This window comes from uncultured Tissierella sp., from assembly GCF_902479755.1.
In the GTDB taxonomy this organism is placed as follows: Bacteria; Bacillota; Clostridia; order Tissierellales; family Tissierellaceae; genus Tissierella; species Tissierella carlieri.
On record NZ_CABSQO010000065.1, the window covers coordinates 1 to 11,944 of the forward strand.

The 11,944-nt window shown below is 30.2% G+C and carries 9 protein-coding genes and 1 other annotated feature; all 9 genes read left to right on the forward strand.

Translation table 11 applies throughout. From position 1 onward, the window contains the following. Positions 1-197: 197 nt before the first annotated feature. The 9 genes from RDK80_RS19185 (at position 198) to RDK80_RS19225 (ending at position 11,824) form a co-directional block, all read left to right on the forward strand. Positions 198-1,502 (forward strand): glutamate-cysteine ligase family protein, encoded by a 1,305-nt coding sequence (locus RDK80_RS19185; RefSeq protein WP_308525216.1) that lies wholly within the window; start codon positions 198-200, stop codon positions 1,500-1,502. After that, the gene (locus tag RDK80_RS19190; protein WP_308525217.1) at positions 1,499-2,818 is read left to right on the forward strand and encodes a glutathionylspermidine synthase family protein; all 1,320 of its coding nucleotides are present in this window, start codon (positions 1,499-1,501) and stop codon (positions 2,816-2,818) included. The genes RDK80_RS19185 and RDK80_RS19190 overlap by 4 nt, the downstream gene beginning before the upstream one ends. A 267-nt stretch (positions 2,819-3,085) precedes the next feature. Further along, positions 3,086-4,333 carry a S41 family peptidase gene (locus RDK80_RS19195; protein ID WP_308525218.1) on the forward strand — a complete coding sequence of 416 codons (1,248 nt, stop codon included), beginning with the start codon at positions 3,086-3,088 and terminating at the stop codon, positions 4,331-4,333. 331 nt (positions 4,334-4,664) lie between these two features. Further along, positions 4,665-4,925: a binding site (T-box leader), on the forward strand. A 295-nt stretch (positions 4,926-5,220) separates the two neighbouring features. Then, positions 5,221-6,669 (forward strand): tryptophanase, encoded by a 1,449-nt coding sequence (locus tag RDK80_RS19200; protein WP_308525219.1) that lies wholly within the window; start codon positions 5,221-5,223, stop codon positions 6,667-6,669. Between the two features lie 233 nt (positions 6,670-6,902). Beyond that, positions 6,903-7,271 carry a GntR family transcriptional regulator gene (locus tag RDK80_RS19205; protein WP_308525220.1) on the forward strand — a complete coding sequence of 123 codons (369 nt, stop codon included), beginning with the start codon at positions 6,903-6,905 and terminating at the stop codon, positions 7,269-7,271. Position 7,272: 1 nt separating this feature from the next. Continuing rightward, positions 7,273-8,163, forward strand: a complete 891-nt coding sequence (locus RDK80_RS19210) for an ABC transporter ATP-binding protein (RefSeq protein ID WP_094901510.1) — start codon at positions 7,273-7,275, stop codon at positions 8,161-8,163. Next, positions 8,150-8,887, forward strand: coding sequence for a hypothetical protein (locus tag RDK80_RS19215; RefSeq protein ID WP_308525221.1), 738 nt, complete (start codon positions 8,150-8,152; stop codon positions 8,885-8,887). The genes RDK80_RS19210 and RDK80_RS19215 overlap by 14 nt, the downstream gene beginning before the upstream one ends. 131 nt (positions 8,888-9,018) lie before the next feature. Beyond that, positions 9,019-10,410 carry a Trk system potassium transporter TrkA gene (trkA, locus tag RDK80_RS19220; protein WP_308525222.1) on the forward strand — a complete coding sequence of 464 codons (1,392 nt, stop codon included), beginning with the start codon at positions 9,019-9,021 and terminating at the stop codon, positions 10,408-10,410. Next, a complete protein-coding gene (locus RDK80_RS19225) occupies positions 10,376-11,824 on the forward strand; it encodes a TrkH family potassium uptake protein (RefSeq protein ID WP_308525223.1) in 1,449 nt (482 codons plus the stop codon). Before trkA ends, RDK80_RS19225 begins: the two co-directional genes overlap by 35 nt. Positions 11,825-11,944 lie beyond the last annotated feature (120 nt).

Consider the following 11,944-nt stretch of genomic DNA (forward strand, 5'->3'; position numbering starts at 1 on the left):
TAGAGCAATTCTATGAAGATATTGTACTATTTTTTCATATTTAGTTTACAGAGCCTAAAATATAGTATTAAGATTATATCATTTACAAATGCATAATATAATATTATTCTATAACTAACTTAATATTATTAAAATTGTAATAATTGGGTATCAATATTTAGATTATGAAATACATAAACCTAAAGGGAGAGAAATATATGAATTATAATAGACAGATAGAGGAAATATCTAACTATTTCAGAAATAGTGAAAAAGAAATTGAAGACTTTAAGATAGGAATTGAATTTGAACATTTTGTAGTATATAAGGATAGCTTAAAAACCGTCTCCTATTATGGTGAGAATGGAGTAGGAGAAACCCTAAGTGAATTAGAGAAAAATGGATGGGAAGGAAAATACGAAGGGGAATATATTCTTGAATTAAGCAAAGACAATAAGACAATAACTCTTGAACCAGGTAGTCAGTTAGAGTTAAGTATAAATGCTAAAAAAAACATAGAGGATATTGAAAAGGAATATTTGGAATTCTTGGAAGAGATAATCCCAGTGCTTGATAAAAAGAACCAAGGATTAATTACTACAGCATATCATCCAAATACTAAAATAGAAGAGATAAAACTTTTACCTAAGAAAAGATATGATCTTATGTTTAATTACTTTAAAACCAAGGGTAAGCATGCTCATAATATGATGAAGGGAACTGCGGCACTACAAGTATCATTAGATTATAAATCTGAAGAGGATTATAAAAGAAAGTTTAGAATAGCAAATGCTCTATCACCAGTATTATATGGATTATTTGATAATGGATTTTACTTTGAAGGAGAACGATGGAATAAATATAATTTAAGGACTCATATATGGAACAATTGCGATGATGATAGATCAGGTATAGTTGATAATGCATTAGAAGATGATTTTAGCTATAAAAGGTATGCTGAATATATACTCAATAGACCGCCGATCTTTATATTTAAAGGTAAGGATGTAATTCCAACAGGAGAAAAGAAAGTTAAAGATATATTTAATCCTGAAGATTATGATAGAGAAGAACTAGAACATTTATTAACAATGTTTTTCCCAGATGTAAGAACTAAGAAATATATTGAAATAAGAATGATGGATTCAGTTCCATACCCCTTGAACTTTGGCGCAGTAGCTTTACTAAAGGGAATATTCTATAATGAAGAGAATTTAGACAAAATATATCATTATATTAAAGATATAAGCTTAGAAGATATAAAGAAAGCCAAGGAAGATATTATAGAGAATGGATTGAATGGTAAGCTAAAGGATAGAACAGTTCTCGAAATAGGTAAATGGATAGTGCAATTAGCAAAGGAAGGACTAAATTCAGATGAAGTTAAATATATCCTGCCTCTTGAGAAAATTGTAAATGAAGGCAAAAACCCTTATGAAATCACTAGAGAAAAGGTTGAAATTGGAAAAAAGGAGTCTTTAAGTTGGTGTTTGTTAAATAATTTAGTTGAGGTGAAAAGATGAGCTGGAAGGAAATAAATAAAGAATATATAAATTTAATTAAATCTGATCCAGAAGGATATATTGCTGATTACAAAGTAGCTAAGGAAAAGGTTGCGAATTCTACTGCAATATATAAGGGGAAACCAGTACCTTTTCTTTATCATCCAATGTTTTATACAGAGGAAGACGTAGAGAACTTTAGAAAAATTGGTGACACTTTAATATCTATAACAAATAAAGTAACACAAAGATATTTAGATTCAAAAGAGTTTAGAAAAAAATTTGAATATAGTCCACTTTTAGAAGAATTAATTCTTGTAGATAGCGGCTATGATATTAATGTTCCTATAGGAAGGTTTGATCTTTTTTATAATAATAAGGATAATTTTAAGTTTTGTGAATTAAATACAGATGGTTCTTCAGCTATGAATGAAGACAATACCATAGGAAATATATTGCTTCAAACAAAAGGATTGCAGGATTTTTCACAGAAACATAGCTTGGCCTTATTTGAATTAATAAACAGATGGGTTGATGACAGCATTAGCATATTTAGAAAATGGAATAGTGAAATTGAAAAGCCAAATGTTGCAATCGTAGATTTCACTGAGTCTGGAACATCTAAAGAATTTGAAGTATTTAAAAATGCCTTTATTAAGAAAGGATATAATACTATAATAGCAGACCCTAGGGAGTTAAAATATAGAAATGGACATCTATACCTTGAAGATTTTAAGATAGATTTAGTATATAGGAGAATAGTTACCTTTGAATTAATAGAAAAGGCTCATGAGGTACCGGACTTTATAGAAGCATATAAAAACAAAGCATTTTGCTGTATAGGTTCTATTAAATCCCAAATAATTCATAACAAGATAATATTTAAGATATTGCATGATGAGGATACTTTAGAATTTTTATCAGAAGATGAAAGAAATTTTGTAAAAAGACATATACCAGTTACGGGATTATTTAAAGGAGAAAAAGAGGTATATAATAAAGTATTAAGTGATAAGGATAAATATATTATGAAACCCTTAGATTTAAATGCTTCAAGAGGAGTATATGCAGGAAGAGATTTATCTCAAGATGAGTGGGAGAAAAGATTAGATGAATCCTTTGATAAAGATTATCTTTATCAAGAATTCTTTGAACCCTTTACAAGGGAACATGTTATATTTGAAGATGATGAATTAAAAATAGAAGAATTTAGATCTATAGTCGGTCTCTTTATGTATAAAGAGAAATTTGCAGGAATTTATACTAGAATAGGGAAAAATAATATAATATCAGGTGTAACAGATTATTATACTTTACCGAATATTTTAGTAAAATAAATTAGAAAACGTTTGATATCACTTTAGGGTAGTAGTATAACCTAACTTTGCAGTTAATTAGATAGAAAAATAGCCTAGAAACCTTTGAATTATTGGATTTTAGGCTGTTAATTTTTTTAGATATCAAGACTTGAAATGTCCTGCTGTATTTATTAAAAGAAGTAACTGTAAAACTATGATGATGCGTTGAGCTATCTTAGAATATATCCTATACTTAAATTAGTATAATGAATAAATAGAGATTAAAAACAGATGAGGGGGATTTTAATGAGGAATAAAGGCATGATAAGATTCAATGTGTTAATTTTGACTGTTGTGTTGGGGTTAAGCATGTTAACGGGGTGTGTGTTTGAAGATAGGACTATGACAACTGCAATGGAAGCATCCTATTATGGTATAGTGGAAACCAATATGTCTATGGAAGAAAAGCTTGAGGATTTTGAGTATATGTATGAGCTTTTAAAGGATAATTATCCTTTTTTTAAAGTCAACAAAAGATTACATAATGTAGATTGGTTAGGGAATAAGAAACAATATACAAGAAAAATAAAAAGTACCCAAAATGATGCCGAATTTTTGGTATCTATAAACGATATATTAAATGATTTAAATAATCCTCACACTCATGTTTTTAATGGTGAGGTGTATAAGCGTTATTATAAACATTTTTATCCTTTCCAGCACGATGTTCTCAATTATGAGAGAGCAATGGCAAGATATGGTTTTGATGGAAATGTGGAAACTATACAGATTAATCCTGAGTATAATTTTTTAATTAGTAATGAGCCTGTTTTAAAGACAGATATTTTAATTGAAAATAAATTAGCATATTTAAAAATAGAATCTATGTCTGCTTATCATATAGAAGAGGATTATTCTAGAATACAGGATTTTCTTAAAGAGGTAGAAGACTATGAAAAGCTTATTATAGATATAAGAGGAAATCTTGGAGGTTTTGATAAGTATTGGCATAACCTAGTTGAATTTTTAATAGATGAAGCAAAAATAACTAAATATTATTCTTTTTTTAGGGGAGGTTATAGAGATAAATACAGGATGTATAAAGTATCATCAGTGAAGCCAGTTGATAATTTAGATGAAGAAATCTTAGCAAAATTTCCTCCAGAAGTAAAAACAGATTTTGACGAATATACCATAAATTATATTATGTTATATCCATTTGATGAGTTGGATTTCAAAGGTAAAGTATATTTGCTGGTAGATAGGAATGTTTTTTCATCCTCTGAAAAGTTTGCTTCTTTTGCTAAGGACACAGGTTTTGCCACTTTAGTTGGAGAAACCACAGGAGGTGATAGGGTTTTCCCAGAGATTCCATTTGCATATTTACCAAATAGCGGACTGGTGATTCGATTTAGTGCAGAACTAGGAATCAATTCTGATGGTACTATAAATATGGAAACAAGAACAGTACCGGATATTCAGGTTGATCCCACTCCTAATGAAGACTTTAAGCAAGATAAATGTATACAAGCAGTTATAGAAGATAAAAACTAAATAATTGTTAGAAATGATATTGATTTATATTATGAATTTTGCAGTAAAAAAGAATAAAAGCAGCATATAATCTTTTAAAATACAGGTTAGTAGAAAATTATAATTGAATGGTAAGCATATAATAGCACATGGATTCTGGTTAGGTTTCTAAATGAGCCAATAAAGTAGACTTATAAACATTTATAGGAAGAAAACTCTTTATCCGACCAAAAGATTCACAGGAGAGTTTGAGAGGAACTAAGGTATAGAATTAACTTACCAATATTTTAGTAAAATAAATTTAGAAAACATTTGACATCGCTTTAAAGTAATAGTATAATAATAAAAATATTAAAAAGCTTTGACTAAGAACTAGTAAGAGTAAAAAAATCCCTTAGAGAGAGTTACCGGTTGGTGAGAGGTGCAAGGGATGTTATTCCGAATACATCTTAAGAGCTACTTGCTGAAAGGTACTACACCTATTAGGTTCAGTCGGCAATCTGCACCCGTTATAGTGCTAGGGTATTCACATTTATGTCGGTACTTGATAAGATTGATATCGTGAGATATTGGTGAGCTAAGGTGGTAACACGGGAAATTACCCGTCCTTTGTGTATTTTTATACAGAGGATGGGTTTTTTTATTTCTAAGTTTATAACTAATAGGGAAGTTCTGCTTTTATCTTTTTTAGATTAAGAGCTTGACATCAATGAGTTTTAAACAGATTATTGAAATCTTTGATTTCATGCAAGTAGCTTATGCAGTGGCCAAGAAAAGCTGCTACTAATGTTTTCTTAGAAGCTTTATACCATAAAGGGGATGATTAAATTGGATTCTGACTATTATTATTTAATTAAAAAATACAAAACTCAAATACAAAATTTAATTAAAATGGAGGTTTAATAATTATGTCAAAAATTAGATTTTTTAATGGAGAACAAATTCCCCTTGAGATGCACAAAGTGCGTATAGTTCAAAAATTAGAGTTACTACCAGTTGAAAAGAGATTGGAATGTATCAAAACAGCTGGAAATAATACATTCCTTTTAAATAATAGAGATGTATTTATGGATATGCTAACAGATAGCGGAGTAAATGCTATGAGTGATAGACAACAGGCAGCTATGCTAGTTGCAGATGATAGTTACGCTGGCAGTGAAACCTTTGTAAGACTTGAAGAAAAAATACGAGAAATATTTGGGACAGAATTCTTCTTGCCAACTCACCAAGGAAGAGCCTGTGAAAATATCCTTGCACAATCCTTTGTTACAGCTGGTTCTATTATTCCAATGAACTATCATTTTACAACTACTAAGGCTCATATCATTCTTAATGGAGGAAGCGTTGAAGAGATTATTATAGATAAAGGCATAGAAGTAAACAATGATCATCCCTTCAAAGGTAATATGGATATAGATAAATTAAAGTCTATAATAGAGGAGAATGGTTCAGAAAAAATTGCATTTGTTCGCATGGAGGCTGGAACAAATTTGATAGGTGGTCAGCCATTTTCCCTTGGAAATTTAGAAGAAGTAAAGGAAGTATGTAATAAACATGGAATATTATTAGTATTAGATGCTAGTCTATTAGCAGATAATTTGCATTTTATTAAGGAAAGAGAAGAAAGATGTAAATTAATGGGCATTAGAGAGATTACTTTAGCGCTATCATCTTTATGTGATATAATTTATTTCTCAGCTCGTAAACTAGGATTCGCAAGAGGCGGAGGGATATGTACTAACAATAGAGAGCTATACATGAAAATGAGAGAGTTAATAACTCTATATGAAGGATTTCTAACATATGGAGGCATGTCTGTCAGGGAGATGGAAGCATTAACAGTAGGTCTTGATGAAACTATGGATGAAAACGTTATTAATCAAGGACCTGAATTCATTTCATTTATGACTGACGAACTAATTAAGAATGGTGTTCCAGTTGTTACACCATCAGGGGGCCTAGGCTGTCATATAGATGCAATGCAATTTGTATCTCATATACCTCAAGAGGAATACCCAGCAGGAGCATTAGGTGCTGCATTATATATAGCTAGTGGTATACGTGGTATGGAACGTGGAACTATGTCTGAACAAAGAGATGAAGATGGTAATGAGGTCTTCTCTAATATGGAGTTACTAAGACTTGCAATGCCTCGTAGAGTATTTACATTATCCCAAGTTAAATATGCCATAGATAGGATTACTTGGCTTCATAAGAATCGCCATTTAATAGGGGGGCTAAAGTTTGTTGAGGAACCAAAGAATCTTAGGTTCTTCTTTGGTAGATTAGAAGCCACATCAGATTGGCAAGAAAAATTAGTAGAAAAATTCAAACAGGACTTCTCAGATAGTTTGTAGAAGATTATATATTCTCCTATTATTATTTTGTGATTAAGACTATCATAAAACTAGATCTGATTTTATAATTGAGTCAAAAATAAACTAGCATATAAAAAGTGAACGAAGATATTTAGTATCTTCGTTTCTTTAATTTTTTGAAATTATTTATGAGAGTCTATTGACAAAGAATAAAAGAACCTATATACTTAGTTACATAACTAACTAACCAACAAACCCAAGGAGGTGGTAATTTGTTAGACTTAAGTACGGATAAATCAATTTATGTGCAGATAGCCGAGATAATTGAAAATGATATTTTACTAGGAAATTTAAAAGAGGAAGAACAAGCACCTTCTACAAATCAATTTGCAAAGATATATCAGATAAATCCAGCCACAGCTGGTAAAGGACTAAATATTCTGGTAGAAGAAGGTATTCTTTATAAGAAAAGAGGTATTGGTATGTTTGTAGCAGAGGGAGCGAGAAAAAAGATAATTAAAAAAAGACAATCTTCGTTTTTCAAAGAAATATTACCTGAGATAATGATAGAAGCTAATAGACTGGAAATAACCACAGAGGAAATTATAAAGTTTGTTGAAGAATTTAGAGGAGGGGAATAGAATGCTTGAAATAAAAAACTTAAACAAGTCATATGGAAAAAATAAAGTGTTAACAGATATTAACTTGAATATTGAAGAAAATAAAATCTATGGATTGCTGGGAAGAAATGGAGCAGGAAAAACTACATTACTAAATTTAATATCTAGTCAAATATTAAGAAGTGCTGGAGAAATCAAATTAGACAATGAGGATGTTTTTGAAAATTCAAAAGCAATGGAAGATATTTGTTTGGTAAAGGATTTCCCAAACTCTGTTAAAGAAAGAAAAGTAAAAGATATATTGACTCTAGCAAAAATTATATACAAAAACTGGGATGAAGAATATAAGGACTATTTAGTAAAGGAATTTAATCTGAATACTAAGAAAAAATTATTAAAGTTATCAACTGGGAATCAAACCATTGTAGGATTAGTCATAGGTCTTGCTTCGAGATCAAGACTTACTATGTTTGATGAACCTACTTTAGGACTTGATGCAGCAATGAGATATAAATTTTATAATTTACTTCTTGAAGACTATGAAAAAAACCCTAGAACAATAATAGTATCCACTCATCTAATAGATGAAGTAGCTAATCTATTTGAAGAAGTAATCATCATTAATGATGAGAGAATTACGCTAAAGGATGAAGTAAATGCACTTAAAGAAAGGTCGTATTTCTTATCTGGTCGTGAAGATTTAATTAATTCAATCATAAAGGATAAGAAAGTAATTCACAGAGAAGAGTTTGGCTCTACTAAAATAGTAGGTATATATGGTAATTTAACAGAAAAAGAAACCAAATATATAAAAGATAATAATATTGAAATAAGTAATATACCACTTCAAAAGCTATTTATATATCTTACTGAAAATATTATGAAGGGAGAGTATTCTAATGGGCGCAACTAAAAGGATTTTTAAATTTCAAAATCATGGATTAAAAAAATCAATACTAGGATTTTGGAGTGTCATATTAGTAATTAATATATTAACCTATATATTAATGGTAAATTTTAATTCGAAGATAAAAATAGGGTTATTTAGCAGCAAGGATGATATATTTTCCATTGTTGGAGGAAATATAATGCCTATATTCATATTCTTCATTGTTTATGGTATCGTTATGTATCATGAAGATTTTGCATTAGCTCTTAGCTTTGGAGTCACAAGAAAAGATTTTTATAAATCCGTTATAGTCAATAATATTATAGTAACATTAAGTTTTGCAGCTATTCAAGTTATCCTACAAATTATTGATAAATATTTTATTGCATCTTTAGGATATAAGCCAATGGTGGAATTTGGTATATTTAACACATCAACTGATAATATATTATTTATAGTTTTAACTTTATCTTTGCTCTTTTTAACATTTGTCTCAGTGACTAATTTGATAGGGGTCTTGCAATATAGATTTGGATATAAATTTTGGATAGGATTTGGTATAACAGTCATTATTCTTCAAATATTGGGTAATTTCTCTGCAAAAAAAATATTAGGGTTTTCGGATATGTACCAATGGCTATGGTCGAGATTTAATAGCTCCACTACAATTTTTTTAACATTTTTCATAGCTATAGTCTGCTATACTCTAGGATATTTTCTAATAAGAAAAGCTAATATTAGAAAATAGGTAAGAAGATGTGCAATTTGCAAAACAAAGCTAAGGAAATAGTCCTTTAGCTTTGTTTTGTTATTTGTTTTTATAAAATCCCCCTATTATTCTATAAAGCTATTTGGTATATTAAATATGAGGTGACGAAAATGAAAGTAATGATAGTAGGTGCTGGTAAGTTAGGATACAAGCTGGCAGAATCTATGGTATTAGAAGATATAGATGTAACGGTAGTAGACAATAACCCAAAAGTAATAGACTTTGTAAACGAACACTTAGATGTCTTAACTGTTTTAGGAAATGGAATAGATATAAATATACTTAGAGAATTAAGTATAAATCAATATAATTTATTAGTTGCATCGACTGATAGTGATGAAACAAATACTCTTATATGCTCCTTAGCAAAAAAACTAGGGTGTGAAAAGACTATAGCTCGTATTAGAAATCCTGAGTATATGCAGCAGCTAGATTTTATAAAAGCTGAAATGGGAATCGATCATATAGTAAATCCTGATTTATCAACAGCTCAAGCAATTGAAAAATATTTATTAAAGAATTATAATTTTTATTCAGGGGATTTTGCTAGTGGAAAGGTCCAAATGATTGATTTTAATATTGAGCATATGAAAGAATTTGTAGGTAAGAAAATAATGGAATTAGAAGATTTCGATAGATTATTGATTACAGCCATATCTAGAGATGGAGATATAATAATTCCAGATGGTTCTACAGAATTACTAGCAAATGATACAATTCATGTCATAGGTAGAAATGATGACATAAATAATCTAAACAACAAGTTTACTCAGGACATAACTAAAAAGGAAATAGAGAGAGTAATGATTCTTGGAGGTAGTAATATTGGATTATATCTTGCTCAAAAGCTATCAAAGGTAAATATATCAGTTACATTGGTAGAAAAGGATAAGGAAAGATGTCAAGAATTATCGGAGATACTTAATGATGTACTCATTATACATGGAGATGGTACAGATATACATCTATTAGAGGAAGAACGATTGAATTCAATGGGTGCTTTTGTAGGAGTAACAGGATATGATGAAGAAAATTTACTCATGGCTCTTATGGCTAAACAATCTGGAGTTCCAAAGACAATCTCAAAGATTAGTAGACAGAACTATACAAAGATAATTGATAGATTAGGAATAGATGCTGCTCTAAATCCTACTGTTATTGCAGCAAGTAATATACTAAAATATATCCGTGGTGGAAAGATAGTATCAGTTTCTCTATTGATAGGTGGAGACGGAGAAGTTACAGAAATAATCGTAGGGAAGGATTTACCTATAGTTGGAAAGACCTTAGAGGCATTAAAATTACCTAAAGGAATAATAATTGGTGCCATAGTTCATAATGGAAAAGTTATAATACCTAATGGTAAATCTATAATACATGCCAATGATAGAATAGTTGTATTTTGTCTAACGGAGGATTTGCCTACCCTAAAGATGTTCTTCAAATCAAATAAGGGAGGGGTACTAAGTGAATTATGGAATCGTGCTAAAGGTATTAGGTAGTATATTAATTCTGGAGTCTATACTCATGACACCATCTTTACTTATATCTCTGTATACAAATCAAGCGGATAAGCTAGCTTTTTTAATAACTATTCTAATAACTGGAGCAATTGGCTTTGGTCTAACTAGAAATAGAAGCCGTGATAGACATATAAATGCGAAGGAAGGTTTAGCAATTGTATCATTAGGGTGGGTGTCAATATCTTTACTAGGAGCCTTACCATTATATATATCAGGTAGTACTCCCACCTATATTGATGCATTTTTTGAGATAGTATCTGGATTTACAACTACTGGTGCAACAGTAATAGCCAATGTTGAGGTGCTGCCAATGGGAATATTATTTTGGCGTTCCTTTACACATTGGATAGGTGGTATGGGAATATTAGTTTTCACCTTATCATTACTACCAGCCCTTGGAATAGGAGCATTTCAAATATTCAAGGCAGAAAGTCCAGGACCTATTGCAGGGAAAATAGCACCTAGGATAAAGGATACGGCTAAAATATTATATATAACATATTTTACTATTACTATAATTCAAGTTATATTATTGAAATTTGGAGGAATGTCTTTATTTGATTCTCTAGTTTATACCTTTGGGACAGTTGGTACAGGTGGATTTGCCACTAAAAATGCCAGTGTAGGCGCCTATAATAGCACTTATATTCACCTTGTAATAGGAAGTTTTATGGTATTATCAGGTGTAAATTTTTCTCTATATTATTCTTTGTTTAAGGGTAAAGTAAAAGATGTATTTAGAGATGAAGAACTAAGACTTTATTTTGCAATTGTTTTTATATCAGTAACAGTAATAGCAATTAATTTGTTTAAAACTACGTATTCTAGCATAGGATTAGCATTTAGAGATTCATTTTTTCAGGTAGGCTCTATAATGACAACAACCGGATATTCTACTGCTAACTTTGATATGTGGCCAACCTTTAGTAAGGCGATTTTATTGCTTCTCATGTTTATAGGTGCAAGTGCAGGATCTACAGCTGGAGGTATGAAGGTTATTAGAATATTAGTTATACTCAAATTAATTAAAAGGGAAATATTGAAAATCTTTCATCCTAGAGCGGTTAAGCCAGTTAAACTTAATGATAAAATTTTACCCAATGAGACCATAGCAGGCATCAATAGTTTCACTGGATTGTATATGATAATATTTGTCCTGTCTACTATATTAGTGTCATTAGAAGGTGTAGACTTAGAATCTGCGGCTAGTTCAGTAGCTGCAACTTTAGGCAATATTGGTCCAGGATTGGGAGTTGTAGGGCCTACTAGCACATTTAACGGATATAGTCAAATAAGCAAAGCATTTTTCTCACTGCTAATGCTCCTAGGTAGACTTGAACTATTTACCTTAATAGCATTATTTGCCCCAAAGAATTGGAGAAGAGAAATATAAAAGTTTGATCAATTCAATTATAGACAAAATATTATAAGGATTAAGAGAAAATAATTTGATATTTAGGCTCTGTAAACTAAATATGAAAAAATAGTACAATATCTTCATAGAATTGCTCTA